Raw genomic sequence first — 26,340 nt, 5'->3', positions numbered from 1 at the left:
CTAGCGCACCAGGCGCGCCGCATAGCGCTCAATCGCTGCGGCGATATCGGCAGATACCCGCAGCGTCCGCACTTCGCTGAAGAGATCGTTCGCTTCGGCGTAGGCTTTACGCAGATAGCCCAGCCACTGTTTGATGCGCGCAACGTGGTAGTTGCCGGTATCTCCCTGCTTCTCCAGCTGGGTATACTTCAGCAGCAGCGCCACCACGTCAGGCCAGGCCATTGGCGCCTCGTTATGCTTCACCACGCGCCCGAGGTTAGGCACATTCAGCGCACCGCGGCCCAGCATCACCGCATCGCAGCCGGTGATACGCATACAGGCCTGCGCATCTTCCCAGCTCCAGATCTCACCGTTGGCGATAACCGGGATCGAGAGCCGCTGACGAATTTCGCCAATCGCCTGCCAGTTAATGCATTCAGCCCGGTAGCCATCCTCTTTGGTGCGGCCGTGTACCACCAGCTCGCTGGCCCCCGCCTGCTGTACCGCATCGGCAATTTCAAAGCGGCGATCGCTGCCATCCCAGCCGAGCCGCACTTTAACCGTGACCGGCAGGTGATCCGGCACGGCGGCACGCATCGCCTGCGCGGCGCGGTAAATCAGCTCCGGATCTTTCAGCAGCGTGGCGCCGCCGCCGCTGCCGTTAACCAGCTTTGACGGACAGCCGCAGTTAAGATCGACGCCCCACGAGCCGAGTTCAGCTGCGCGGGCGGCGTTTTCTGCCAGCCAGGCGGGGTGCTGTCCCAGCAGCTGCAGCCGCACCCGCGTACCGGATGGCGTGCGGCTCTGGTGGCGCAGCTCCGGACAGAGGCGATAGAACGACTTTACCGGCAGCAGCTGATCGACCACGCGCAGAAACTCAGTCACGCAGAGATCGTAATCATTGACGCCGGAGAGCAGTTCACGCACCAGTGAATCCAGTACGCCCTCCATCGGAGCCAGTAACACCCGCATCGCGTTATGCGTTCCCGTTGCCTTTGGCAGCCGGACGACGTGAACGTGCCGGTTTGCCCGCGTGACCTGTCGCCGGACCGTTACCGCTCTGACGACGCGGCGCGCGCGACTCACTCTGCGGACGTGCCGCACCGTTGCCCTGACGCTGACCGCCGCCGGAGCGACCGGCGTTGCCGCCCTGCCCCTGACCACGACCGCGCGGCTGCTGCTGGCGACCATTCTGGATCGGCTCCGCTTTAATGCTCGGATCCGGCTCAAACCCCGGCAGCGCGATGCGCGGTATTTCACGCTTCAGGAGGCGTTCGATATCACGCAGCAGCTTGTGCTCATCAACGCAGACCAGCGACAGCGCGGCGCCGGTTGCCGCCGCGCGTCCGGTACGGCCGATACGGTGTACGTAATCTTCCGCTACGTTTGGCAGCTCATAGTTCACTACGTGCGGCAGCTCTTCGATATCAAGACCGCGTGCGGCGATATCGGTAGCGACCAGCACGCGAATGCTGCCCGATTTGAAATCAGCCAGCGCGCGGGTACGGGCGCCCTGACTCTTATTACCGTGGATAGCCGCCGCGGTGATGCCATCTTTGTTCAGCTGCTCAGCCAGATGGTTGGCACCATGCTTGGTACGGGTAAACACCAGTACCTGCTGCCAGTTGTCACGGCCAATCATCAGCGACAGCAGTTCCCGCTTGCGCTTTTTATCAACAAAGTGCACCTGCTGCGACACCTGCTCTGACGCGGTGTTGCGGCGGGCCACTTCTACCTGCTCCGGATTAGTCAGCAGTTTTTCTGCCAGCGTTTTGATTTCGTCGGAGAAGGTTGCTGAGAACAGCAGGTTCTGACGCTTCGCCGGCAGCTTCGCCAGGACGCGACGGATATCGTGAATAAAGCCCATATCGAGCATGCGATCGGCTTCATCCAGCACCAGAATTTCTACCTGCGAGAGATCAACCGCATTCTGATGCGCCAGATCCAGCAGGCGGCCTGGCGTCGCCACCAGTACGTCAACGCCGCCGCGCAGTTTCATCATCTGCGGATTAATGCTGACGCCACCAAATACCACCAGAGAACGCATGTTCAGGTACTGGCTGTATTCGCGCACGTTCTCACCGACCTGTGCGGCCAGCTCACGCGTTGGCGTCAGGATCAGCGCGCGCACCGGGCGGCGGCCGCGTGCAGCGGCAGGGTTTTCAGAAAGACGCTGCAGCAGAGGCAGCGTAAAACCGGCGGTTTTACCGGTACCGGTCTGGGCGCTCGCCAGCAGGTCACGGCCAGCCAGCACTACGGGAATTGCCTGACGCTGAATTGGCGTCGGTTCGCGATAGCCCTGTTCTGCTACCGCACGCAAAATATCGGCATTCAAGCCGAGAGAGTCAAAGGACATGCAGGTGTATTACTCCGAACCGCCCTGATCGCGCTGCGCGATGTAGTTTTCAGGGGGGATATGACGCAGCCCCGGGGGCCTGCGTGTGAAAAGGGCACAAACTACCATGCGTAAGGAGGCGAGTGTACCAGCTTTCACTGCGCACTGCGACCTGCAAAACAGGCACGTCGCTGGTTGCTGCTGCGTGACGTGAGGTGCAGCAGGCAATAAAAAGGGAGCCTTTAAGGCTCCCTGACTGGCGGGATGCGCAGCGGTCAGCTACGCTTTTTCTCCACGCGGGGGGCAGGTTCTCTGGCCAGCAAAGAAACCAGCGCCGGGCCCACCAGCATCACGACGCCCAGGCAACCAATCAGCAGGTTGTTATGGAAAAAGCGTGAGATCAGGAACAGCGTCAGCATCGCTGCGCCAAAATAGTAGGTTGTGGTGACCTCTTCCAGAGTGTCACCCATACGGCGTAAACGGGCACTACGCTGCAGGGCCAGCATGGAGATAAACACCACTGCATAAGCTGCCACCAGGGTACTGCTCACTTCAACCAGTGCCTTATGTTTCCAGCCCCAGACCAGTGCGGCAATCACCAGCAGATGCGTGGCGATGTGCAGACAGGTTTGACCGGTAACAATCTGAACACGATTAGACCATTTCATACTTTTCTCCTGGCAGACCCAACAGGTCGCCCAAGTGTATCTGACCGAAGCCAGACGGATTTCCTCAATGTAAAACAAATTTCAGATAAGACCTTAATTTTCTCGCCCTGGCACCACCCGTTTGTGACAAAGACTACACTTTGTTCTATTCATGATGAAAAGGAGCGCGTCGCAGTATGCCACAAAACACGCAAGGATTTTCATTTAAAGTCCTGACGATCAATACCCATAAAGGTTTCACCACGTTTAATCGTCGTTTTATTCTGCCGGAATTACGCGACGCCGTACGCGCCACATCAGCGGATATCGTCTTTTTACAGGAGGTAATGGGTACCCACGCTATTCATGCCGCACAGATAGAAGCGTGGCCTGAGAACTCACATTATGAGTATCTGGCTGACACCATGTGGCACGACTTCGCCTATGGCCGCAACGCGGTTTATCCCGAAGGCCACCACGGCAACGCGATACTGTCACGCTTTCCTATTGCTGAATATCAAAATCGCGACATTTCTGTTGCTGGCAGCGAAAAGCGCGGCATGCTGCACTGCCAGATTACGCTGCCCGACCGGGCGCAGCCGCTGCATGTCATTTGCGTCCATCTTGGCCTGAAAGAGAAGCATCGGCTGACGCAGATGAAGATGATGTGCGATGTGATCAACGCGCTGCCAGCGGATGCACCGCTGGTCGTGGCCGGGGATTTCAACGACTGGCAGGTGCGCGCTAACCGTTTTCTGCAGCGCGGTGCCGGTTTGAAAGAGGTGTTCAGCCTGAAAAATGGCCGGCCGGCGCGCACGTTCCCGGCACGCTTTCCGCTCTTACGCCTCGATCGTATCTATATTCGTAATGCGTCCGTCAGCCAGCCCTGGGCGCTGCCGGTCAAACCCTGGTCTCATCTGTCCGATCATGCGCCGCTGGCGGTGGAGATATTCCTATGAATTTCAACTGGCGTGACGGCAACCAGCTGCGCCTGCTGGAGAATGGCGAAGCGTTTTTTCCGCGCGTATCGGGTGCCATCCAGCGCGCCGAGCGCACGCTGCTGCTCGAAACCTTTATTCTCTTTGAAGATAACGTAGGTAAGGCGCTGCACCGTGACCTGCTGGCGGCGGCACAGCGCGGCGTGAAGGTCGAAGTCATGGTAGATGGCTATGGCTCTCCCGATCTCTCTGATGAGTTTGTTAATACCCTTACGGAGGCGGGCGTTCGGTTTATCTACTACGATCCGCGCCCGCTGGTCATGGGGATGCGTACCAATCTTTTTCGCCGTCTGCACCGTAAAATCGTGGTGATCGATGAGCAGATCGCCTTTGTCGGCGGCATCAATTTCTCGGCTGAGCACAACACCGATTACGGTCCGGAAGCGAAACAGGATTATGCCGTGGAGGTAAAGGGGCCGGTGGTGATCGATATCGCCCGCTTTGTCCAGATGGCGATGGGCAGCGATCAGATCACCCGCCGCTGGTGGGGAAAACCGTCAAGACATGTGGCCGTTAATGCCCAGCCCGGCAGCGCTCAGGTGCTGTTTGTTTATCGCGACAACAATGAACACCGCGACGACATTGAGCAGCACTATCTGGATATGCTGCGCAAAGCGAAACGCGACGTGATTATCGCTAATGCCTACTTCTTCCCTGGCTATCGCCTGCTGCGCGAGATGCGCAACGCTGCCCGGCGCGGCGTGCGCGTGCGGCTGATTGTGCAGGGTGAGCCCGATATGCCGATTGTGAAAGTAGGAGCCGAGCTGCTCTATAACTATCTGGTGGATGGCGGCGTGGAGGTCTATGAGTATTGCCGCCGGCCACTGCATGGCAAGGTCGCGGTACAGGATCAGCACTGGACCACCGTCGGCTCCAGTAACCTCGATCCGCTGAGCCTGTCGCTTAATCTTGAAGCTAACCTGATCATTCACGACCGCGCATTCAACCAGACGCTGCGCGATAATCTGGAAGGCCTGATTCAGCACGACTGCGTGCGCGTCCAGGATGACAAACTGCCGCCGCGTAACTGGTGGCAGTTAACCAAAGGCGTCATTGTCTTCCACTTTCTGCGCCACTTCCCGGCCATTGCTGGCTGGCTGCCTGCGCATACGCCTCAGCTATCCCAGGTCTCGCCTCCGGTTCAGCCTGAGATGGAGACGCAGGATCGGGTGGAAGCCAATAATGAAGGAGCGAAATCCTGATGAGCAAAAAGAATCCGAAGTGGCGGCTGGCGAAAAAAATTCTCACGTGGCTCTTTTTTATTGCCGTCGTTGTTCTGCTGGTGGTCTACGCGCGCAAAGTCAACTGGGAAGATGTCTACAAGGTTATCACCGGCTACAACCGCTATGTGGTGCTGGGTGCCGCCGGGCTGGTGATTGTCAGTTATATTACCTACGGCTTATACGATCTGATTGGCCGGGTCTACTGCGGCCATAAGCTATCGAAGCGGCAGGTGATGCTGGTGTCGTTTATCTGCTACGCCTTTAATCTGACGCTCAGCACCTGGGTGGGCGGCGTCGCCATGCGCTACCGCCTCTATTCACGCCTGGGCCTTTCAGGCAGCACCATTACCCGCATTTTTTCACTGAGCATTGCCACTAACTGGCTTGGCTATATTTTGCTGGGCGGCGTGGTGTTTGTCTCCGGCATGGTGCCGATTCCGCCGCGCTGGTTTATTGGTGAAGGCACGCTGCGTATCATCGGTGGTGCACTGCTGCTGCTGACGGCAGTCTATCTCTGGGCCTGCGCCTTTGCGAAAAAGCGGCAGTGGACGGTGAAGGGCCAGCGGCTGCAGCTGCCTTCACTGCGTATGGCGCTGTTCCAGTTTGCCGTCTCCTGCGCAAACTGGATGGTGATGGGCACCATTATCTGGCTGCTGCTGATGCGTGAAGTGGACTATCCCATCGTACTGGGCGTGCTGCTGATCAGCAGTATTGCCGGCGTCATTATTCATATTCCGGCGGGTATCGGCGTGCTGGAAGCGGTGTTTCTGGCGCTGCTGAGCGGACAGCACGCCTCACACGGTGAAATTATCGCCGCGCTGCTTGCCTACCGTGTTCTCTACTTCATTCTGCCGCTGCTGCTGGCGCTGGTGCTGTATCTCTGGCTGGAGAGCCGGGCGAAGCATCTGCGACACAAAAATCAGCAGAAAATGGCAGAGCAGTAACCGCAGCTGGAAGGATAAAAAACGGGGGCGCATCGCTGCGCCCCCGGTAAAGATAAAGCCGGCGTCTTAGCGGCGGTTGCCGAAAATCCGCAGCAGCATCAAAAACAGATTGATAAAGTCGAGGTAGAGCGTCAGCGCCCCCATAATGGAGTAGCGACGCAGGTTTTCGCTATCGCGGGCGTCAATATTTTCACCCACCGCTTTCAGTTTCTGCGTGTCATAGGCGGTCAGCCCCACAAACACCACCACGCCGATATAGGTAATAGCCCACATAAGCGCCGGGCTTTTCAGCCAGAAGTTCACCAGCGACGCCAGCACGATACCAATCAGCGCCATAAACAGCAGGCTGCCGATACGGCTCAGATCGCGTTTGGTGGTGTAGCCGTAAAAGCTCATCGCCCCAAACATTCCGGCGGTAACAAAAAAGGTGCTGGCGATAGACGAGTAGGTGTAAACCAGAAAAATACTCGCCATGGTCAGGCCGGTCAGCGCCGAATAGAGCATAAATAGCGCCGTCGCCACGGCCCCGCTCATACGCTGGACCAGACCCGACAGCACAAAGACCAGCGCCAGCTGTGCGATGATCAGGCCAAAGAAGGTAATGCGGTTAGCGAACACCAACTCCATGACCGCAGGCGTACGCGCGGCAAACCAGGAGACAAACGCGGTGAGCAGCAGGCCGCAGGTCATCCAGCCGTACACCTGAGCCATATAGGCCTGCAGCCCGGCCGACGCCGGCTGCACAAACGAATCATTACGTGGATATCGATCCATGATGCACCTCTCAAATAGAAATTACAGGGTCAGAGTGAAGTGTATACCATGCCGCCTCAACGGCGCGTCATACACTGCTGATATCGGCTGTTAACCCGCTGGGCAAACCACGCGGTGGTGAGATTACGGGTAATTTTCGGGCTCTCCAGTTTGATCCCCGGCAGCATCTCACGCGGCACCCGCTTGCCCGCCATTTTATCCGCCAGAATAAAGGTCTGTTTCCACAAGGTTGTATTGCTGAAGTCCGCCGTATCCCCTTTTTCCAGATCGCGGCGAATTTCCCGGTCGCTCATATCGAGGCGTTTGCCCAGCGTACGCACCGCCAGCTCAGTCGAGCCCGCCTGCTCGCTGCCATAATTGATCAGGTCGCCATCCAGCGCGAGGCGGATCCCACTGGCGCGCGCAATCGCGGCCTGAAACGCCGCGTTGCGGCTGGCATACCAGCCTGCGTTAAAGTCGGCAAAGCGATAGAGCGGCTGACTATAGTCTGCCGGATAGCCCAGCAGATGCTTCGTGCCGAACCAGATCCCTCCGCGCCGGCTGAACACCTCGCGCCGGATCGAACCATCGATGGCATACGGGTAGCCCTGCGCATGCGCCTCGGCAAAGGCAACGCTTACCTGCATCGGCCCGCCGGTGTGTACCGGGTTCAGCCTGCCAAACAGCGTCTGCCCCATCGGCACCATATCGATAAAATCATCAAAAATGGCGCTCAGCTCCTTTTCACTGCGCACCTTGTCCAGCCGCGCGGCGTAGCTTTCACCATTGGAGGATTTGATCAGCAGCGCAGTCCGCACCAGAAATGCCGGAATGTGCAGCTTTGCCGCGCGCCGGTCAATCTCCCCCCAGGCAATTTTTGGCAGCCCGGGCACCGCAGCATCGGCGCTGAAATTTGACTCCTGCCCGGCGACGGCGATCACCGCGCACAGATTGCTGGCGCTCGTATCGAGCTGCTGGACACGGAAAGCGGTATAGATGTCATCAGCCCAGGCTGATTTTTGCGTCACGTACCCGGGCAGCAGCTGCTCAATCTGCGCTTTAACATCTGCGGGCTGGCGCGCCGGCGCCTGCGGCTCTTTTTTACTGCTGCAGCCGGCCACGATCAGCGCGGTCAGCAGAAGCGCGCCGCGGCGTAAGAAGGTTGGTTTCATCCTGCTCCCTGATAAAAAAATGCGTGCTTCAGGCACGTTGCGGGCGCGAGGCTCCCGGCCCCCGCCCTGTCCGTTATTACTCCCAGCGCGCCGCTGCCTGATGGTCGCTGTCACGCGCATCCACCCAGCGATCCCCCTCCGGGGTGGCTTCGCGCTTCCAGAACGGCGCACGGGTTTTAAGATAATCCATAATAAATTCTGCGGCTGCGAATGCGCTGCCGCGGTGTGCGCTGCTGACGCCCACCAGCACTATCTCATCACCGGGAAAGAGTTCACCCACGCGATGGATCACTGTTATCTGCTGCAATGGCCAGCGCTGCCGGGCAGCCTCAGCGATTTCCGCCAGCGCTTTTTCCGTCATACCCGGATAGTGCTCCAGCGTCAGCGCCGCTACGTCGGCGCCGAGGTTATGATTGCGCACTTTACCGGTGAAGGTAACGATAGCGCCATCCCGATCGTCTGCGGCCAGCAGCCGGTATTCAGCACCGGTATCAAACGGCTCGGGGCCAACGCGAATACGGGTTGTCATGGTTAACCTCCGGTGACCGGCGGGAAAAACGCCACTTCATCACCCGCCTGCAGCGGATGCGTCATGGGGACCAGCGTCTGATTGACTGCGGCCAGCAGCCTGCCCGATTCCAGCGCCAGCGCCCAGCGGTCGCTGCGCTGCGCCAGTGCAGCACGCAGTGCCGCCACGTCAGGATAGGCTTCCGGCAGCGTCAGCTCGCTGGTGCCGGTCAGCTCACGCACCTGGGCAAAAAACAGGACTTTAATCATGGCTGACCGCCCTGAAGTCACCTGACTTCCCGCCGCTTTTGCTCAGCAGGCGCAGCTGGTCAATCACGATATCTTTCTGCACCGCTTTGCACATGTCGTAGATGGTCAGCGCCGCCACGGAAGCGGCCGTCAGCGCCTCCATCTCCACTCCGGTTTTACCGGTCAGGCGGCAGCGCGCGGTGACGCGTACCCGGCTCTGCGCCGGTTCCGCTTCCAGCGTCACTTCCACTTTACTCAGCATCAGCGGATGACAGAGCGGTATCAGCTCCCAGGTGCGCTTTGCCGCCTGAATGCCGGCGATACGGGCCGTGGCAAAGACATCGCCTTTATGATGGCTGCCTTCCATGATCATCTGCAGCGTGGCAGGTGACATCAAAACCAGCGCCTCCGCCTGCGCTTCGCGCACGGTTTCATTTTTGCCGGAGACATCAACCATGTGGGCTTCGCCAGCGGCGTTAATATGCGTTAACTGATTCATACAGTGACTTTCTTCAGATGAGAGACAAAATTACAGGGCCGGGTGCGCGCATCCAGCTGATCGGCGATGATACGTTCCCAGCCGCAGCGGCAGGCGCTGGTGGAGCCTGGCAGGGCAAAAATCAGGGTCTGATTGGCGAGGCCGGCAACGGCACGCGACTGCAGCGTTGCGCTGCCGATATCTTCATACGAGAACATACGGAACAGTTCGCCAAAGCCGTCAATTTCGCGGTCAAACAGCGGCAGCAGCGCTTCCGGCGTACTGTTTTTGCTGTTAAAGCCGGTGCCGCCGTTCACAATCACCACCTGGATATCGTCGCTGGCGATCCAGCGCGATACCGTGGCGCGAATGCGGTAGCGATTGTCAGGCAGAATAGCGTGATCCACCACCTGATGCCCCGCGTCCGCCAGCGCCTCACGCAGATAGTCTCCTGAGGTGTCACTCGCCGCATCGCGGCTGTCGGATATGGTCAGCACCGCGGCAGTCAGAGCGGTAAACTCGCCGGTTGGTTTAGCCATGGCTGTAACTCCTGTGTTTAGCCACCAATGAAAGAGAGATTTTGCGTAATACCGGTCTGGCCCTGATGCAGAAAGTGGGTCTGCTTTTTCTGGCCAAGACTATGGGCGATACGCGCCTGCAGCTCGTCCTGCTGTGCATCGGAGGCGAGCAGATCGCGCAGCTCTACCCCACCGTCGCCAAACAGGCACAGGTGCAGTTTACCGGTGGCCGAGACGCGCAGCCGGTTGCAGCTGGCGCAGAAATCTTTTTCATAAGGCATAATCAGGCCGACCTCACCCTGATAGTCGGGATGACGAAATACCTGTGCCGGCCCGTCGCTGCGGCCGCGCGGCTGCCGCTGCCAGCCCTGCACGATCAGCCGGTCGCGGATCACCTCACCGGAGATATGGTGACGCCGGAACAGATCGCCCCCTTCACCGGTTTCCATCAGCTCAATAAAACGCAGCTGAATCGGACGCGTGCGGATCCAGGCCAGAAACGTATCCAGACTCTGGCTGTTAACATCACGCATCAGCACGCTGTTAACTTTGACTTTTTCGAATCCGGCGTCAAACGCGGCGTCGATACCGGCCATAACCTCAGCAAATTTGTTCTGCCCGGTGATGGCATGAAACTGCCGCGCATCCAGGCTGTCCACGCTGACGTTAATGTGCGTCAGCCCTGCATCGCGCCATGACTGTACGTCACGCGCCATGCGATAGCCGTTGGTGGTCACCGCAATCTGTCGCAGCGCGGCGTTTTCACGCACGGCAGCGATGATGTCGGTAAAATCGCGACGCATCGAGGGTTCACCGCCGGTAAGCCGGATCTTCTCCGTTCCCGCGGCGGTAAAGGCGCGGGTCACCCGGCGGATCTCATCCAGCGAGAGAAAGCTTTTGTTGCGGGTACTGCCAGGCTTGTAGCCGTCCGGCAGACAGTAAGTACAACGGAAATTACATACATCCGTGATCGACAGGCGCAAATAGTAGAAGCTGCGCGCCCAGGCATCTGTAAATTGTGGCACCTTAACACCTTTCCAAAGTCGGGAGATGCAGGCATTTCTTTCTGCACCCTGGCAGCATGACGCTGCGGCCAGGCGGCCCTATCATTTGACTTAGGCGCGCAAGGCTTGGGAGTTTGTTGTCATTGAGGACAACGCGGTCTCTGGATGGTAGCGCGCTTTGCGTCAGTCAGCCAGTCACTGCGTGCGTTGTATAACATGATATATAACGATTTTTCGCGGCATTATCGCAGCAGAATAGGCTAAACTGCGCCACATGACGCTGCCCCCGGCAGCAAAGAATTGGCTTTCAGCGCAGTGGACCGATAAGGAGCAGCATGAATCGAACGCTGGCAGATTTAGATCGCGTGGTGGCACTGGGCGGCGGACACGGCCTGGGCCGCGTCATGTCAGCGCTGGCGCCGCTGGGCTCGCGACTCACCGGTATAGTGACCACCACGGACAATGGCGGCTCCACCGGACGTATCCGCCGTTCAGAGGGGGGGATCGCCTGGGGAGACATGCGCAACTGTCTTAATCAGCTGATCACCGAGCCCAGCGTCGCTTCCGCGATGTTTGAATACCGTTTTGCCGGTAACGGCGAACTGGCGGGCCACAATCTTGGCAACCTGATCCTGAAAGCGCTGGATCATCTCAGCGTGCGTCCGCTGGAAGCGATTAACATTATCCGCAATCTGCTCAAGGTTGATGCGTTTCTCATCCCGATGTCAGAGCAGCCGGTTGATCTGGTCGCGCAGGATGCAGAAGGCAACATGGTGTATGGCGAAACCGCGATTGATGAGATGCGTCAGGCGCCTCAGGCGCTGATGCTGCATCCGGCGGTTAATCCCACCCGCGAAGCGCTGGACGCCGTGGCTGAAGCCGATCTGATCCTGATTGGCCCGGGCAGTTTCTATACCAGCCTGATGCCGATTTTGCTGATGGAAGAGATGGCGCGCGCGCTGCGGCGTACGCCCGCTACGATGGTATTTATTGGCAATCTTGGCCGCGAGCTTAGCCCGGCAGCCGCCCGTCTTAGCGTGGCAGATAAGCTGGCCATTATGGAGCAGGCGATTGGTAAACGGGTTATTGATGCCGTAGTGATCAGCCCGACTGCCGACACGCAGGGTCTGGCGCAGCGCATTATTGTGCAGGAGCCGCTGGAAGCTGAAGATATCCGTTATCGCCACGATCGACAGCTTCTGCGCCTGGCGCTGGAGCACGCCATCCAGGCGCTTTAAAGCCGCCAGCCGTATAAATACGCCAGGGCCGCATAAATGCGGCCCCTACAGATATTGGTGTAGGGGCGCCATTTATGGCGCCCTGGTCGCGTATGAATTCGCGGAATAAACGTAGGGGCGCCATTCATGGCGCCCTGGTTGCGTACAAATCCGGTGGTGAATGAATACGCCAGGGCCGCATGAATGCGGCCCTCTACGGAATGCGGCCGCTGTGTAATGCGGCTCCTGCGGAATGCGGCACGGGTTGGTGGTTATGAGGCGGCAATAAACAGTTCGCGCAGCTCATGCAGCCGGTCGCGCAGGCTGGCGGCTTCTTCAAACTCCAGGTTTTGCGCATGCTGCTGCATCTGCGCTTCCAGTTCGTGAATTTTCTTCTGCATCGCCTGTGGCGTAAGCGCCAGGTAATCAGCATCATTCTCTGCTGCCGTGCGCGTGGCCGTTTTGCCTTTGCCGCGCGTTTTCACCACGTTTTTGCCCAGCTCAAGAATATCCGTGATCTTCTTATTCAGCCCCTGCGGCACAATGCCGTGCTCGGTGTTGTAGCGCTCCTGCTTCTCGCGACGTCGCTCTGTCTCTTCAATCGCGCGTGCCATAGAGGGCGTGATTTTATCAGCATAAAGAATCGCTTTGCCGTTCACGTTACGCGCTGCACGACCAATCGTCTGGATCAGGGAGCGTTCTGAACGCAGGAAGCCCTCTTTGTCGGCGTCGAGAATCGCCACCAGGGAGACCTCCGGCATATCAAGTCCCTCACGCAGCAGGTTAATCCCTACCAGCACGTCAAACTCGCCCAGGCGCAGGTCGCGAATAATCTCCATGCGCTCAACGGTATCGATATCAGAGTGCAGATAGCGCACCTTCTCACCATGCTCTTCAAGATATTCAGTGAGGTCTTCAGCCATACGCTTGGTCAGCGTCGTCACCAGCACGCGTTCGTTGATCTCCACGCGTTTGCGGATTTCAGAGAGCAGATCATCCACCTGTGTGCCGACCGGGCGCACCTCAAGAATGGGATCGAGCAGACCTGTCGGACGCACTACCTGATCGATCACTTCCGTGCCCGATTTTTCCAGCTCATATTTACCCGGCGTGGCGGAGACATAAATGGTCTGCGGGGCCAGCGCCTCAAACTCTTCAAACCGAAGCGGACGGTTGTCCAGCGCGGACGGCAGGCGGAAGCCGTACTCCACCAGCGTCTCTTTACGCGCGCGGTCGCCGCGATACATGCCGCCAATCTGCGGAATAGTAACGTGCGACTCATCCACCACCAGCAGACCATCGGCCGGCAGATAGTCAAACAGGGTCGGCGGCGCTTCACCCGGTCCGCGTCCCGAGAGATAGCGCGAGTAGTTCTCAATCCCCGAGCAGTAACCCAGCTCGTTCATCATCTCCAGGTCAAACTGGGTGCGCTGCGTAATGCGCTGCTCTTCCAGCAGCTTGTTATTTTCCAGCAGCACCTTACGGCGCAGGGCCAGCTCATCTTTGATCTCTTCCATCGCCTGCAGGATGCGCTCGCGCGGCGTAACGTAGTGCGTTTTGGGATAGATGGTAAAGCGCGGGATCACTGACTCAATTTGTCCGGTAAGCGGATCAAATAGTGAGAGCCGCTCAACCTCTTCATCAAACAGCTCCACCCGCAGAGCCATATCGTCGGACTCCGCCGGGAAGATATCGATCACCTCCCCGCGCACGCGGAACGTACCGCGCTGAAACGCCTGATCGTTACGCGCATACTGCAGCTCAGCCAGACGCCGTAAGATACTGCGCTGATCGATGATCATACCGCGCGTCAGATGCAGCATCATTTTCAGATAGAGATCGGGATCGCCCAGACCATAAATTGCCGAGACCGACGCGACCACGATGACATCGCGTCGTTCCAGCATCGCTTTGGTGGCGGAGAGGCGCATCTGCTCAATGTGCTCGTTCACCGCCGCATCTTTTTCGATAAAGGTGTCAGAACTCGGCACATAGGCTTCAGGCTGATAGTAGTCATAGTAAGAGACGAAAAATTCTACCGCGTTGTCCGGGAAAAACTCTTTCATCTCCCCATAGAGCTGCGCCGCCAGCGTTTTGTTAGGCGCCAGCACCATCGTCGGCCGGTTGAGATCGGCAATCACATTGGCAACGGTAAAGGTTTTGCCCGATCCCGTTACGCCGAGCAGGGTCTGATGCGCAAGGCCATCTTCCAGCCCCTCCTCCAGACGGCGGATCGCTTCAGGCTGATCGCCTGAAGGCTTAAAGGCGGAGTTGAGTTTAAAGACTTTGCTCATGATTTCAGAATTCCTGCTGAAGAAAAGGGCTGGCAGGCTGATAATTCTACTCTGCTATGGCGATTTTGCCAGAAAAAAACACTGGATATATTTACAGATAAACGTCACGATGGTCCTGCTGCCCGTGGCGCCGCTTCAGAGGCACTAAAGCGGCAGCTGGCTAAAATATGTCGCGCCAGGTTATCCCCAGGCGGGCCGGGCTTTTAACAATTGTCAAGAGAACGTCATTAAAATGCAGCGGTAAACTTCAGCCGGAGTTTTACAGGCTTGCTTTTAGATAACATACTGAATTTAATGAAAATAGACCAAAAGCCCAGTTTCGCAGCATAATGTATCCAGGCCGCGTATTTCCTCGCTTGCGCCCGGTTTTCAGTCGCTAATGCACAAGGTTATCCACAGGAATAGTGGATAAGTGAAGCCAGCCCCGAGCCCGCAGGCTGTGTATAAAAAATCCCGCCCTCTTCTGCGCTAACAAAAAAATTTTTTTTATGATTATTTTTCCAGCAGGGCTGGCGCAATTAACTATTCTTTTTTGATTCCACAGCGCCGCCACGCCTGGGCTGCGCTGTTTTCCTGCGCTGGCCCGCTGCCTTATTAATGAACAGATGCACCAGAAAAGCTTAGTAATCAGCACCGTCAAAGTGCAGCAGCTTAATCACCCCTTTTCACAGTTAAGATTTCCTGATGTTTAAGGCGCGATGATGGACATTTATTAACGCCAGAAGTGCAGGATTGTCACTCTGGCCCGTTGCTTGCATCTTTTTAGCAGCGGCAGAACATTCAGGTTTAACAGGGATGCCCTGATGTCTGATACCACCGCGTTACTTAATCTGTCACTGCATGCCAGACGACACAGAGCGGGTGCATTCAGGCTAACTATCTGTAAGGAGAAGATCAGATGCTGAGTTTACGTTCGGTGAATCAGTTTTATGGCCAGAATCAGATTCTGTGGGATGTCGATCTTGATCTGCCTCCGGGATCCTGCACCGGCGTGCTGGGCAGTCCGGGGATGGGGAAAACCACGCTGGTAAACTGCATTATGGGCCATCTGCCGGTCAACAGCGGCTCTATCTGCTGGCAGGAGGCGGGCTATCCGCCGGAGAACCTGCTGCTGCAGCCCGCCGTGCAGCGGGCGCGGATGGGCATCGGATATGTGCCGCAAAAGCGCCATATCTTTACGCAGATGAGCGTTGAGGACAATCTGCTGATCGCCCTGCTGGCGGCTGAAGATGAGCGCAACCGCGCCATTCCGGAGATGGTGTTTGAGCTGTTTCCCGCGCTCTATTCACTGCGCCATCAGCGCAGCGGTGAGCTGCCGGTTAATCTGCAGCAGCAGCTGGCACTGGCGCGCGCGCTGGTACTGAAACCGCGCCTGCTGATCCTCGATGAGCCTTCCGGTACGATGTCGCCGTGGCTGGAGGAGGAGACGGGCAACCTGATCCGGCGGCTCAACCGGGAGTATGGCCTGACCATCCTGCTGCTGGAGCAGCACGTCTCGTTTATACGCCGCGTCGCCGACTACTTTCTGCTGCTGCACCGCGGACGTAATGTGGCGCAGGGGCGCGTTGCGCAGCTGGACGATCTTACCGTGAACAAATGGCTGACGCCGGCCTGATGTCTTAAGGGATGCTTATCGCTCAGGGCAGCGTCAGGTAGCGTCCGCAGGTCGCCTGCTCCGTCCCGGATGCCAGCCAGGGGATTTCGCCCAGAAACGGCGCGTCGATGCGCTGGCGCAGCGACGCAATATATTCACGATGCCGCTTGCCCGGCGGCTGAATATCGTTTGCGATCCAGCCTGCCAGTGGTAAGCCGGCTGCCTTGATCGCCGCAGCGGTCAGCATGGCGTGATTAATACAGCCCAGCTTTACGCCCACCACCAGGATCACCGGCAGCTGCTCTGCGATGACCCAGTCCGCATAGGTCTGCGTCTCAGAAAGCGGCGTAAACCAGCCGCCCGCCCCCTCAACCAGCAGCCATTCAGCCTGCGCTTCCACGCTGCGCAGACCCGCCGAGAGCTGTGCAAAGTCGATCGGCCTGCCCTCTTCTGCGCTCACGATATGCGGTGAGGTCGGTTCCATAAATGCCAGCGGGTTAACCTGCTCATAGCGCAGCGGCACGCTGCTGTAGCGCTGCAGCGCCAACGCATCGCTGTTGCGCACGCCCTCCGCCGTCATCTCACAGCCCGACGCTACCGGTTTATACCCTGCCGTACGCAGCCCGGCCGCGCTGGCCGCCTGCAGCAGCGCGCCGCTGGCAACTGTTTTTCCCACTTCGGTGTCGGTTCCGGTGATAAACCAGCGTTTCATTTTTGCAAAACTCCATACATCAGGTGATAAGTGAGGCGATAGCCCTGTTCATCCTGCGGCCAGTGCCGCTCAAGCTGCGCCAGCTGCTGACGCGTCAGTACGCTGTTGCTGCGTCCGCCGTGCAGGTGGGTCGCGCCAATTCCCTTCAGCGAGCGCATCGCACTCAGCGCATCCGGAAAGTGAAGCGTAACGATCTGCTGCGTGCTGCGCAGCGGCTGGGCCCGCGCGGCAGCGGCAACCTCACCGGCCTGAAGAAAGCGGTTGGCGTGACGACGGGAATCTATCGCTGCCCATGCGCGATCCACCTCCGGCAGCGATCCCGCCAGCAGCGTGGAAAAAAGCGCGGTGCCGCCGGGCCGCAGCACGCGATAAAATTGCTGCAGAGCCACGCTCAGATCGCTGCTCCACTGCACCGCCAGGTTGCTCCAGACGCCATCCACGCTGCCGTCAGCCAGCGGCAGCCGGTCGATATCGCCCTGCAGATAATGGTGTGCCGATCGCTGGGCGCGCGCGGCGTCCAGCATCGGCAAAGAGAGATCGAGCGCGGTTACCCGACGGTCGCGATCGCGCCAGTACCGGCTGTACCAGCCGGTGCCGCAGCCGGCATCGAGCAGGTGCGGACCAAATCCGGCTGGCGCACAGGCCAGCAGCGCATCGCCGCTCAGGCGCTGCAGCGCGGCGTGCTGCTCATAGTGTGGCGCGGCGCGTCCAAACGCCTGCGCCACCGCCTGCTTGTTAACCTGCAGCGTCATACAGCGCCTCCAGCAGCGCGTCGATATCTTCCGGCTCATGCGCCGCCGTAAGGGTAATGCGCAGCCGGGCCGTACCGGGCGGCACGGTAGGCGGGCGGATGGCGCTGACCCAGCATCCCGCCTGCGCCAGCCGCTGCGAGAGCGCCAGCGCGGCCGCGTTCTCCCCCACAATCAGCGGCTGAATGGCACTCTCTGAGGCGGGAAGGCTCCACGGCAGCTGCGCTGCGCCGGCGCGAAAGCGGCTGATATTGGCCCGCAGTCGTGCCCGCAGCGCATCGCCCTGCTGCACCTGCTGCAGCGCCGCCAGCAGCGCGCAGCACTGCGCCGGCGGCATGGCGGTAGAGTAAATAAGGTGGCGCGAGAACTGTTCAACGTAATCGGCGGTCGCATCATCGCACAGCAGCGCTGCGCCGCTGACGCCAAAGCCTTTGCCAAACGTCACCACCAGCAGCTCAGGTTTCACCTGCTGCTGCCAGCAGCTGCCGCGCCCCTGTTCACCGCTCACGCCAATGCCGTGCGCGTCATCGACCAGCAGCCAGCCGTCCGCAGCCCGGGTCGCCGCAGCAATCTCTGCCAGCGGTGCGCTGTCACCATCCATACTGAAAACGCCTTCGGTGACCACCAGCGTGGCGCCCGCCCCCGGCTGCGCCAGCAGCTTTTGCAGACTTGCCGGCTGATTATGCGCAAAACGCCGCAGCGTGGCCGGGCTGTGACTGGCAGCATCCAGCAGCGACGCGTGCGCCAGTTTGTCCGCCACGATGCGGTCCTGCTTCTGCGCCAGCAGATGCACAATCGCCTGATTAGCGGCAAAGCCGGAGATAAACAGCAGCGCACGTGAATAGCCGAGCCAGCCTGCCAGCTGCTGCTCCAGCTCTGCGTGATAACGGCTATAGCCGGTCACATACGCGGACGCCCCTGCCCCGGCTCCCGCCTGCGCCGCACCCTGCTGCCAGGCCGCAATCACCGCCGGATGCTGGCTCAGCCCGAGATAGTCGTTACCGGAGAAGTGGCGATAGCGCTGACCGTCCAGCGTGATTTCCCGCACGCTGTTCTGCTCAACACAGCGCCGGTAGCGCCAGCCATCCGCGTCCCGGCGCGCCTGCAGCGCCCCGGTAATACGTTCAGCCCACATTTACACCGCCGCGTTGTAAAACTGCGGCGTGTCGGCCTCAGCCAGCTGCGCCTGCAGCTGATGCTGCTGTGCGTTATCCCCGCTCGCGGTTGTGGTATGTTCCGGATTCAGCCCCAGCTTGCGGAACAGGATCAGATCTTTATCCTCCTCCGGATTGGGCGTGGTCAGCAGTTTGCAGCCATAGAAAATAGAGTTAGCGCCCGCCATAAAACACATCGCCTGCGTCTGCTCGCTCATCTGCTCACGCCCCGCTGAGAGACGCACGTGCGAAGAGGGCATCATGATGCGCGCTACGGCGATAGTGCGGATAAAATCAAACGGCTCCACGTCAGCGTTATCCGCCATCGGCGTGCCTTTGACTTTTACCAGCATGTTGATCGGCACGCTCTCTGGCGGCACCGGCAGGTTTGCCAGCTGTACCAGCAGTCCGGCGCGATCCGTCACCGTTTCACCCAGACCGACAATGCCGCCGGAGCAGACCTTGATACCGGCCCCACGCACTTTATCCAGCGTATCGAGACGCTCCTGGTAGGTACGGGTCGTGATGACGCTGCCGTAAAATTCCGGTGAGGTATCCAGGTTATGGTTGTAGAAATCGAGTCCGGCCTCTGCCAGACGCTGCGCCTGGTTTTGTTCCAGCGTCCCCAGCGTCATGCAGGTTTCCATGCCGAGCGCTTTCACGCCCTGCACCATCTGCTCCAGATAAGGCATATCGCGCTCGTGCGGGTTTTTCCATGCGGCGCCCATGCAGAAACGGCTGGAGCCGGCCGCTTTAGCTTTACGCGCCGAGGCGAGCACCGCCTCCACCTCCATCAGCCGTTCTGACTCCAGTCCGGTTTTGTAGCGCGCGCTCTGCGGGCAATATTTACAATCTTCCGGGCAGGCGCCGGTTTTAATCGACAGCAGCGTGCTGACCTGTACCTGACGTGGGTCAAAATGCTGGCGATGCACCTGCTGCGCCTCAAACATCAGTTCCAGAAAAGGTTTATCAAACAGGGCCTGGGCCTGGGCCAGTGTCCAGCGGTTAGCCATTACATACTCCAAAAAGGGGTTCATCCCGACAATGATCGTGGTTATACTTGTAAACTAAATCTTTTCAAAATGGTTTACAAGACAGATGTTCACGCCTGACGACCTCGATTTTGACCGCCAGCATATCTGGCATCCCTACACCTCAATGCGCGACCCGCTGCCCTGTTATCCGGTGGTGGCCGCCCAGGGTTGCCAGCTGCAGCTGGCAGATGGACGCGAGCTGGTTGACGGTATGTCGTCATGGTGGGCGGCGATCCACGGCTACAATCATCCGCGTCTCAACCAGGCACTGCAGCAGCAGATGGCGCAGATGTCACACGTGATGTTCGGCGGTATTACCCATCCGGCAGCAGTCGCGCTGAGCCGTCAGCTGGTGGCGATGACGCCTGAAGCGCTGGAGTGCGTGTTTCTGGCTGACTCCGGATCCATTGCGGTGGAAGTCGCGATGAAAATGGCGCTACAGTACTGGCTGGGTCGCGGCGAGAGGCGCCAGACATTCCTGACGCTGAAGCGCGGCTATCACGGCGATACGTTTGCGGCGATGGCGGTATGCGATCCGGAAAACTCAATGCACAGCCTGTGGCGTGGCTATCTGCCGGAGCATCTGTTTGCCGCTGCGCCGCAGTGCGGTTTCACTGATACATGGGATGATGCCGATTTCAGCGACTTCGCCCGGCTGGCGGAGCAGCACCATCGCGACATTGCCGCGGTGATCCTGGAACCGATTGTGCAGGGTGCGGGCGGGATGCGCTTTTACCATCCGCGCTATCTGCAGCAGGTGCGGGCGCTGTGCGATCGCTACGGGCTGCTGCTGATCGCCGATGAGATCGCCACCGGCTTCGGCCGCAGCGGCAAGCTGTTTGCCTGCGAACACGCGGGCGTGACGCCCGATATTTTATGCCTCGGCAAAGCGCTGACCGGCGGGATGATGACGCTCGCCGCCACGCTGACCACGCGCGAGGTGGCTGACACCATCAGCCGCAGCGCCGCTGGCTGCTTTATGCATGGCCCGACCTTTATGGGGAACCCGCTTGCCTGCGCGGTCGCGGCTGAAAGTCTGGCCATGGTGGCTGAAGGCGAGTGGCAGACGCAGGTCGCGGCCATTGAGCAGCAGCTGCAGCGGGAGCTGCTGCCGCTGCAGGCGCATCCCGCCGTGGCGCAGGCGCGCGTGCTGGGTGCCATTGGCGTTATCGAAACGCATCAGCCGGTGAATATGGCCGCGCTGCAGCAGTTCTTTGTTGAGCGCGGCGTCTGGATCCGCCCGTTTGGCCGGCTCATCTATCTGATGCCACCTTATCTGATTTCTGCGCAGGCGCTGAGCCAGCTCACCCGCGCCATTCGGGACGCGCTGGATCACACCGGCCATTTTCAGCCCTGACGCCGCTGGTATCTGCGGCGGTTTTGCACCATGATGGCCTTCCGCGATTAGCAAAAAGGAGGAGTTATGCGCCTGTTTAGTCAGGATTTTAACGACGGCGATAAGATGCCAGAGCGCCACGTGTTTAACGGCATGGGTTATCAGGGCGATAACCTGTCGCCCCATCTCGCCTGGGATGAGGTGCCGGAAGGCACTAAGAGCTTTGTTGTCACCTGCTACGATCCCGATGCGCCGACCGGTTCCGGCTGGTGGCACTGGGTGGTAGCCAATATTCCGGCTGAGGTCACCGTGCTGCCGCAGGGCGCCGGTTCCGGCGTGGCAGAGCTGCCTGAAAGCGCCATCCAGACCCGTACCGACTTCGGCCAGACCGGCTACGGCGGCGCCGCGCCGCCGCAGGGTGAATCACACCGCTACATTTTCAGCGTGCACGCGCTGGACGTGGAGACGCTGGATGTGGATGAAGGCGCCAGCGGCGCAATGGTCGGCTTTAACGTGCATTTCCATGCGCTTGCCAGCGCATCGGTTACGGTAAAATACGCCTGATCGCACCGGGCGCGCTTCGCTGCGCACCCTGATAAAGGTCGCCTCTGAGGGCGACCTTGCGTGACATCATCACGCCAGCGCGAGGATCGCTACCCACATCGGCCCCTGCCCGACCGCATAACGCGCCAGCGGCTGCAGCAGGCCACGCTCCGCAATCCGGTACACTTCAATATGATGCGATTTCTGTCCCGCAGCCACCAGGTAAGCGCCACGGCTATCGATATTAAAACCGCGCGGCTGCGTTTCCGTTGGCTGATGGCCCTCAATGGTCAGCGCATCGCCCGCTTCACTGACGCTGAACACGGTAATCGTGCTGCTGGTGCGATCGCAGGCGTAGAGCGACCGGCCATCCGGTGTGATATGAATATCTGCCGCCCAGCGTGTGCCGCTGAAATCAGCCGGCATCATATCCAGACTTTGTACGCACCTCATCTCGCCCTGCAGTGACCAGACATCCACCGTGCTGTTGAGTTCATTGACCACATAGCCATAAGCGCCGCCGGGATGAAACGCCATATGGCGCGGGCCTGCGCCTGCGGCAGTATTGACGTCTGCCTGCGCGTGCGGCGTCAGCGTGCCATCCTGATGCAGCTGAAAACGGCAGATGCGATCCTGCTTCAGCGCCGGCACCAGCAGCGTCTCGTTATCCAGGTCGATGTTGGCGGAGTGGCATCCCTCAAGGCCGTTGATCACCTGCGACGGGGCCTGCGGCAGGCCGTTCTCATCCAGCGGACTGATGCTGACGCAGGCGTCATTATAGGAGCCGCAAAAGAGAAACCGGCCTTCGCGATCGGTGGAGATATGCGTCGGGCTGCCTGGCAGCGGCGCTTCACCCGCCAGCGTCAGCGTTCCGTCTGCGGCGATGCGGTAGGCGAGCACGCGAAAATCGGGACGTACGCCCACATAAAGAAAATCTTTTTTCGGGCTCACCACCATTGGCTGCACCTGACCGGCCACATCGGTAACCTGCAGTAGCGTCAGCGCGCCATCTTCCTGAAGCTGCCAGGCGTGGATCTGCTGGCTCTCGGGACTGGCGGTATACACGACTTGTTTCATGCGTTTTTCCTTATTCGCTGCCTGATGAAAGGGATAACTGTAGCCTGTTTCAGCCGGCTACGCTGGCGGGATTTTTGCCCGCTTTTTTGTCTCAGCGCGGCTGGCAGGTGTAGACTTGATGCCTGGTTATTCAAAGACGGAACCCGTAATGAGCTATCGCGTAATCGCCCTCGATCTGGATGGCACCCTGCTGACACCCAATAAAACTATTCTGCCTGAATCGCTGGAGGCGCTGGCCCGCGCGCAGCAGGCGGGCGTTAAAGTGCTGATCGTTACCGGTCGCCATCACTGCGCTATCCACCCTTTTTATCAGGCGCTGCAGCTTGATACACCCGCAATCTGCTGTAACGGTACCTATTTGTATGATTATCAGGCAAAAAAAGTGCTGGCCGCCGATCCGCTGGCGAAAAGTCAGGCTGCAAGGGTAATAGAGATGCTTGATGAGGAGAACATTCACGGTCTGCTGTACGTCGACGATGCCATGCTCTACCAGGAGCCGACCGGTCACGTCACCCGCACGCTGAACTGGGCGCAATCGCTGCCGGAAGCGCAGCGCCCGCTGTTCCTGCAGGTGCCCAGCCTGGCGCAGGCGGCGCAGGATGCTGAAGCGATCTGGAAGTTTGCCCTGTCACATCCGGATACCCGCGCATTACAGCAGTTTGCTGAACGCACCGAAGCGGAGCTGGGCCTGGCGTGTGAATGGTCATGGCACGATCAGGTTGATATCGCCCAGGCGGGTAACAGCAAAGGCAAACGCCTGGCGCAGTGGGTGGAGAGCCAGGGCTTCAGCATGCAGGAGGTGCTGGCGTTTGGCGATAACTATAACGACCTTAGCATGCTGGAGCAGGTGGGACTGGGCGTTGCAATGGGCAACGCCGATGATGCCATCAAAGCGCGCGCGGCCGAGGTGACCGGCACCAACCTTGAGCCGGGCATTGCAGAGATTATTCGCCGGGAAGTGCTGTGACGGCAGCCGCCTCCGTCAGGCAATAACTGAAACGCTTTTGAGCTGGACATAGAGCCACTGATCGACGCGAATGCCCAGCTCATCGCGTGCCCACGGCGTGATGCGTGCCCAGAGCTCGCTGCTGCCGATGCGGACCCTGACTTCGACCTGATCGTCAATATCCAGCAGCTCCATGACCTGCGCAGGCAGAATGTTACGCACGGAGGTATGCTGGGCTGGCTGCAGCGCCAGTGAGACATCGGCTGACGCGATGCGAATGCGCAGCGTGCTTTTTGCTGGCAGGTTAACGCGACTCACCCAGATATGCTGATCGCCCAGCAGCAGTGCGGTCATGGGGTAGTAAGGATGCTGCTCCAGCACCTGCACGCGCAGCACGCTGGTGCGTTCGCTGACCGGCAGCCAGGGGCGCATTGCGCTGCTGCTCCAGACTTTCTCCAGCGGGCCTGCCGCTTTAACGCTGCCGTTATCCAGCACCAGCACGTTGTCCGCGAGCTGCACAATCTCATCCAGGCTGTGCGAAACGTAGAGCACCGGCACGGCAATCTGCTTTGTCAGCTGCTGCAGCCACGGCAGCAGCTCACGCTTGCGCGGCAGATCCAGTGACGCCAGGGGTTCATCCATCAGCAGCAGATCGGGCGCACTCAGCAGCGCCCGGCCAATCGCCACGCGCTGTTTTTCACCGCCTGAAAGCGTGGCCGGAAAGCGATCCAGCAGCGCATCCAGTCCCAGCAGCGTCACCAGCTGCGCAAACTGCGGCTTCATTGATGCGGCCATGCTGTACTGCAGATTGCCGCGCACCCGATAGTGCGGAAAGAGTCGCGCGTCCTGAAACACATAGCCGATACGCCGCTGCTCCGGCGGCAGATTGATGCCGCGCGCGCTGTCAAACAGCAGCCGCTCATTGATCTGTATGCGGCCCAGCTGCGGCTGGGTCAGGCCGCTGATAGCGTTGATCAGCGACGTTTTACCCGCGCCCGAGACGCCAAACACGGCGGTAATACCGTGCGCCGGCAGCGTCGTATCCAGCTCCAGCAAATGATCACCCAGCCGCTGGGAAAACTGCAGCGTCAGCATCAGGCGATCCCCCAGCGTTTGCGGCCCCAGCGCGCCAGTAATTCTGACGCCACCAGCGACAGCAGCGCCAGTGCGATAGCCACCGCACAGAGCCGCGCGGCGGTGCTTTCTGCACCCGGCGTTTCAATCAGGGAAAACATCGCGGAAGGAATGGTACGGGTTTCTCCGGGGATATTGGAGACAAAGGTGATCGTGGCGCCAAACTCCCCCAGCGAACGGGCAAACGCCAGCACGGTACCGGCAATAATGCCCGGCAGCGTCAGCGGCAGCGTAATAGTAAAGAAGACCCGCCAGCGCCCCGCTCCCAGCGTTCGCGCGGCCTGCTCCAGCCGGGTATCCACCGCCTCCAGCGCCAGCCGGATGGCGCGCACCATCAGCGGAAATGCCATCACCGCCGCCGCCAGCGCCGCACCGCGCCAGCTGAAGGCGAAGGTAAAGCCAAACCACTCCCAGAGCCAGGCACCGATCGCGCCGCGACGTCCCAGCGCCAGCAGCAGCAGATAGCCCACCACTACCGGCGGCAGCACCAGCGGCAGATGCACCAGGCTATCGAGCAGCGTTTTACCCGGAAAACGGCAGCGTGCCAGAATCCAGGCCATGAGAATGCCAAACGGCAGGCTGCACAGCACCGCCACGCAGGAAACTTTCAGGCTGAGCGCAACAGCCTGCCACTCGGGATCGCTCAGTATCATTTTTTCGGCGTAAATCCATACTGTTTAAAAATAGCTGCGGCCTCAGGTCCCTGCAGATAGTGCCAGAAGGCGCTGACCGCCGCGTTCTGATGCGCTTTGACTATGGCCATCGGATACTCCACCGGCGGATGAGAATCGGCGGGAAAACGCCCGGCTACAACAACCTCTTTACTCGCGACGGCGTCAGATCCATACACGATGCCATAGGGGGTTTCGTTACGCTCAACCAGCGCCAGCGCGGCGCGCACGTTGCTGGCTGGCGCAAGCTGTGACGCGAGCTGCTGCCAGGCGCCCAGCTTCTGCAGCGCTGCTTTGGCGTAAATCCCGGCGGGCACATGTGCCGGATCGCCCACCGCCAGACGCTGCCCCTGCAGCAGATTTTTCCAGTTGGTGGCGGCAGAGATGGTTACGGGTGCCGCGCCGACAGCTTTAGGCGCGATCAGCACCAGATCGTTACCCAATAGCGTTACGCGCGTCTCCGCTTCAATGCTCTGCTTTGCCGCCGCATCATCCATCCACTGCTGATCGGCAGAGATAAAGAGATCGGCTGGCGCGCCCTGTTCAATCTGGCGTGCCAGCGTGGAGGAGGAGGCAAACGAGGAGACCACTTCGGTCCCACTCTGCTGCTGATAGCGGGTAGCGATCTTCTGCAGCGCATTGGTCAGTGATGCTGCAGCAAACACCGTAATTTTATCAGCCGCCACCGCCTGGCCCGCCAGCGAAAGGGTCAGCGTAGCCGTAGCCAGCCAGTAAGAAGATTTGTTCAGCATGTAAGACTCCCTGTTTCGTTGTATACCGAATAATACAACGCCTGGGCAGATGCCGCTATGCGCAGCATGCGGATAAATATTATCAGAGTGGGTATCGGCAGGAGCGGGCGGAAATTGATAAAAAAACGCCCGCAGCGTGCGGGCGGGTCAATCAGTGCTGTGAGCTTTTCGCCGGGCGGTCATTGCGGCGGCCAAATTTGGAGATAATGTTAAACACCTCTCCGAGGCCGTAAATCAGACCCAGCATAATCGCCATCACAATCGGCACCATGATGACCGCGACGGCCAGGCTTTTTATCAGTTCCAGCATGGAAACCTCA

General features: G+C 59.4%; 28 protein-coding genes and 1 riboswitch. Of the genes, 8 read left to right on the top strand and 20 right to left on the bottom strand.

What is annotated here, in order from left to right; translation table 11 throughout:
• From dusC to F3J39_RS01750, 3 genes are all read right to left on the bottom strand, one after another.
• Positions 1-951: a tRNA dihydrouridine(16) synthase DusC gene (gene dusC, locus F3J39_RS01760; protein ID WP_104084684.1), complete on the bottom strand. Its 951-nt coding sequence runs from the start codon at positions 949-951 to the stop codon at positions 1-3.
• Between the two features lie 4 nt (positions 952-955).
• Positions 956-2,335 (bottom strand): ATP-dependent RNA helicase RhlE, encoded by a 1,380-nt coding sequence (rhlE, locus tag F3J39_RS01755; RefSeq protein WP_104084683.1) that lies wholly within the window; start codon positions 2,333-2,335, stop codon positions 956-958.
• Positions 2,336-2,589: 254 nt separating this feature from the next.
• Positions 2,590-2,982 (bottom strand): YbhQ family protein, encoded by a 393-nt coding sequence (locus F3J39_RS01750; RefSeq protein WP_039383339.1) that lies wholly within the window; start codon positions 2,980-2,982, stop codon positions 2,590-2,592.
• 176 nt (positions 2,983-3,158) lie between these two features.
• On the opposite strand from F3J39_RS01750, the gene F3J39_RS01745 reads away from it, so the two are divergent.
• The 3 genes from F3J39_RS01745 to F3J39_RS01735 are packed head-to-tail and all read left to right on the top strand — an operon-like array spanning position 3,159 to position 6,126.
• Positions 3,159-3,920, top strand: a complete 762-nt coding sequence (locus F3J39_RS01745) for an endonuclease/exonuclease/phosphatase family protein (protein ID WP_104084682.1) — start codon at positions 3,159-3,161, stop codon at positions 3,918-3,920.
• Positions 3,917-5,161, top strand: a complete 1,245-nt coding sequence (gene clsB / locus F3J39_RS01740) for a cardiolipin synthase ClsB (RefSeq protein WP_039383337.1) — start codon at positions 3,917-3,919, stop codon at positions 5,159-5,161. Before F3J39_RS01745 ends, clsB begins: the two co-directional genes overlap by 4 nt.
• The gene (locus F3J39_RS01735; protein WP_104084681.1) at positions 5,161-6,126 is read left to right on the top strand and encodes a lysylphosphatidylglycerol synthase domain-containing protein; all 966 of its coding nucleotides are present in this window, start codon (positions 5,161-5,163) and stop codon (positions 6,124-6,126) included. The genes clsB and F3J39_RS01735 overlap by 1 nt, the downstream gene beginning before the upstream one ends.
• Positions 6,127-6,192: 66 nt before the next feature.
• On the opposite strand, the gene F3J39_RS01730 is transcribed toward F3J39_RS01735, so the two are convergent.
• From F3J39_RS01730 to moaA, 7 genes are all read right to left on the bottom strand, one after another.
• On the bottom strand, positions 6,193-6,900 hold the full coding sequence (locus F3J39_RS01730) for a Bax inhibitor-1/YccA family protein (RefSeq protein ID WP_039383334.1): 708 nt from the start codon (positions 6,898-6,900) through the stop codon (positions 6,193-6,195).
• Positions 6,901-6,956: 56 nt separating this feature from the next.
• Complete coding sequence (locus tag F3J39_RS01725) at positions 6,957-8,051, bottom strand: DUF1615 domain-containing protein (protein WP_104084680.1); 1,095 nt, start codon at positions 8,049-8,051, stop codon at positions 6,957-6,959.
• Between the two features lie 76 nt (positions 8,052-8,127).
• Positions 8,128-8,580, bottom strand: coding sequence for a molybdopterin synthase catalytic subunit MoaE (gene moaE / locus F3J39_RS01720; protein WP_039383330.1), 453 nt, complete (start codon positions 8,578-8,580; stop codon positions 8,128-8,130).
• Between the two features lie 2 nt (positions 8,581-8,582).
• Positions 8,583-8,828 (bottom strand): molybdopterin synthase sulfur carrier subunit, encoded by a 246-nt coding sequence (moaD, locus tag F3J39_RS01715; protein WP_094112270.1) that lies wholly within the window; start codon positions 8,826-8,828, stop codon positions 8,583-8,585.
• Positions 8,821-9,306: a cyclic pyranopterin monophosphate synthase MoaC gene (moaC, locus tag F3J39_RS01710; RefSeq protein WP_039383325.1), complete on the bottom strand. Its 486-nt coding sequence runs from the start codon at positions 9,304-9,306 to the stop codon at positions 8,821-8,823. Before moaC ends, moaD begins: the two co-directional genes overlap by 8 nt.
• Entirely contained in the window at positions 9,303-9,824 is a 522-nt protein-coding gene (gene moaB / locus F3J39_RS01705; protein ID WP_039383322.1) for a molybdenum cofactor biosynthesis protein B, read from the bottom strand. Before moaB ends, moaC begins: the two co-directional genes overlap by 4 nt.
• Before the next feature lie 17 nt (positions 9,825-9,841).
• On the bottom strand, positions 9,842-10,828 hold the full coding sequence (gene moaA, locus F3J39_RS01700; RefSeq protein WP_039383320.1) for a GTP 3',8-cyclase MoaA: 987 nt from the start codon (positions 10,826-10,828) through the stop codon (positions 9,842-9,844).
• Positions 10,818-10,952: riboswitch (molybdenum cofactor riboswitch) on the bottom strand. Its footprint overlaps the gene before it by 11 nt.
• Before the next feature lie 190 nt (positions 10,953-11,142).
• Between moaA and yvcK the strand changes: the two genes are divergently transcribed.
• Positions 11,143-12,045: a uridine diphosphate-N-acetylglucosamine-binding protein YvcK gene (gene yvcK / locus F3J39_RS01695; RefSeq protein ID WP_039383318.1), complete on the top strand. Its 903-nt coding sequence runs from the start codon at positions 11,143-11,145 to the stop codon at positions 12,043-12,045.
• Between the two features lie 251 nt (positions 12,046-12,296).
• Here yvcK and uvrB read toward each other — a convergent pair whose 3' ends face one another.
• Positions 12,297-14,318, bottom strand: coding sequence for an excinuclease ABC subunit UvrB (gene uvrB, locus F3J39_RS01690; RefSeq protein WP_039383316.1), 2,022 nt, complete (start codon positions 14,316-14,318; stop codon positions 12,297-12,299).
• A gap of 898 nt (positions 14,319-15,216) precedes the next feature.
• Between uvrB and F3J39_RS01685 the strand changes: the two genes are divergently transcribed.
• Positions 15,217-15,933 (top strand): ABC transporter ATP-binding protein, encoded by a 717-nt coding sequence (locus tag F3J39_RS01685; protein ID WP_094112315.1) that lies wholly within the window; start codon positions 15,217-15,219, stop codon positions 15,931-15,933.
• 22 nt (positions 15,934-15,955) lie between these two features.
• On the opposite strand, the gene bioD is transcribed toward F3J39_RS01685, so the two are convergent.
• From bioD to bioB, 4 genes are read right to left on the bottom strand one after another with little or no spacing between them, the layout of a single operon-like run.
• The gene (gene bioD / locus F3J39_RS01680; RefSeq protein WP_071669003.1) at positions 15,956-16,624 is read right to left on the bottom strand and encodes a dethiobiotin synthase; all 669 of its coding nucleotides are present in this window, start codon (positions 16,622-16,624) and stop codon (positions 15,956-15,958) included.
• Positions 16,621-17,376, bottom strand: coding sequence for a malonyl-ACP O-methyltransferase BioC (gene bioC, locus F3J39_RS01675; RefSeq protein ID WP_108569707.1), 756 nt, complete (start codon positions 17,374-17,376; stop codon positions 16,621-16,623). Before bioC ends, bioD begins: the two co-directional genes overlap by 4 nt.
• The gene (gene bioF / locus F3J39_RS01670; protein ID WP_104084678.1) at positions 17,360-18,508 is read right to left on the bottom strand and encodes an 8-amino-7-oxononanoate synthase; all 1,149 of its coding nucleotides are present in this window, start codon (positions 18,506-18,508) and stop codon (positions 17,360-17,362) included. Before bioF ends, bioC begins: the two co-directional genes overlap by 17 nt.
• Positions 18,509-19,540 (bottom strand): biotin synthase BioB, encoded by a 1,032-nt coding sequence (gene bioB, locus F3J39_RS01665; RefSeq protein ID WP_071669001.1) that lies wholly within the window; start codon positions 19,538-19,540, stop codon positions 18,509-18,511.
• A gap of 85 nt (positions 19,541-19,625) precedes the next feature.
• On the opposite strand from bioB, the gene bioA reads away from it, so the two are divergent.
• Together bioA and F3J39_RS01655 are read left to right on the top strand one after the other, a co-directional pair.
• Positions 19,626-20,918 (top strand): adenosylmethionine--8-amino-7-oxononanoate transaminase, encoded by a 1,293-nt coding sequence (gene bioA, locus F3J39_RS01660; protein ID WP_166713780.1) that lies wholly within the window; start codon positions 19,626-19,628, stop codon positions 20,916-20,918.
• Positions 20,919-20,984: 66 nt separating this feature from the next.
• On the top strand, positions 20,985-21,461 hold the full coding sequence (locus F3J39_RS01655; RefSeq protein WP_065649814.1) for a kinase inhibitor: 477 nt from the start codon (positions 20,985-20,987) through the stop codon (positions 21,459-21,461).
• A gap of 69 nt (positions 21,462-21,530) precedes the next feature.
• Here the strand turns inward: F3J39_RS01655 and pgl are convergent, their stop codons facing one another.
• Positions 21,531-22,517, bottom strand: coding sequence for a 6-phosphogluconolactonase (gene pgl / locus F3J39_RS01650; protein WP_039383299.1), 987 nt, complete (start codon positions 22,515-22,517; stop codon positions 21,531-21,533).
• 148 nt (positions 22,518-22,665) lie between these two features.
• Between pgl and F3J39_RS01645 the strand changes: the two genes are divergently transcribed.
• Positions 22,666-23,484: a pyridoxal phosphatase gene (locus F3J39_RS01645; protein WP_039383296.1), complete on the top strand. Its 819-nt coding sequence runs from the start codon at positions 22,666-22,668 to the stop codon at positions 23,482-23,484.
• A 15-nt stretch (positions 23,485-23,499) separates the two neighbouring features.
• Here the strand turns inward: F3J39_RS01645 and modC are convergent, their stop codons facing one another.
• The 4 genes from modC to F3J39_RS01625 all read right to left on the bottom strand — a co-directional run bounded on the left by modC (position 23,500) and on the right by F3J39_RS01625 (position 26,330).
• Positions 23,500-24,558 carry a molybdenum ABC transporter ATP-binding protein ModC gene (gene modC / locus F3J39_RS01640; RefSeq protein ID WP_039383294.1) on the bottom strand — a complete coding sequence of 353 codons (1,059 nt, stop codon included), beginning with the start codon at positions 24,556-24,558 and terminating at the stop codon, positions 23,500-23,502.
• Complete coding sequence (gene modB, locus F3J39_RS01635; RefSeq protein WP_039383292.1) at positions 24,558-25,250, bottom strand: molybdate ABC transporter permease subunit; 693 nt, start codon at positions 25,248-25,250, stop codon at positions 24,558-24,560. Before modB ends, modC begins: the two co-directional genes overlap by 1 nt.
• On the bottom strand, positions 25,247-26,020 hold the full coding sequence (gene modA / locus F3J39_RS01630) for a molybdate ABC transporter substrate-binding protein (RefSeq protein ID WP_166713779.1): 774 nt from the start codon (positions 26,018-26,020) through the stop codon (positions 25,247-25,249). Before modA ends, modB begins: the two co-directional genes overlap by 4 nt.
• 151 nt (positions 26,021-26,171) lie before the next feature.
• Positions 26,172-26,330: an AcrZ family multidrug efflux pump-associated protein gene (locus F3J39_RS01625; RefSeq protein ID WP_039383289.1), complete on the bottom strand. Its 159-nt coding sequence runs from the start codon at positions 26,328-26,330 to the stop codon at positions 26,172-26,174.
• Between the last annotated feature and the right edge of the window lie 10 nt (positions 26,331-26,340).

The organism is Pantoea sp. Acro-807 (genome assembly GCF_011752675.1).
In the GTDB taxonomy this organism is placed as follows: Bacteria; Pseudomonadota; Gammaproteobacteria; order Enterobacterales; family Enterobacteriaceae; genus Pantoea; species Pantoea eucrina.
The sequence above is the reverse complement of the archived record's forward strand: the minus strand, read 5'-3'. Positions and strand labels throughout refer to the sequence as shown.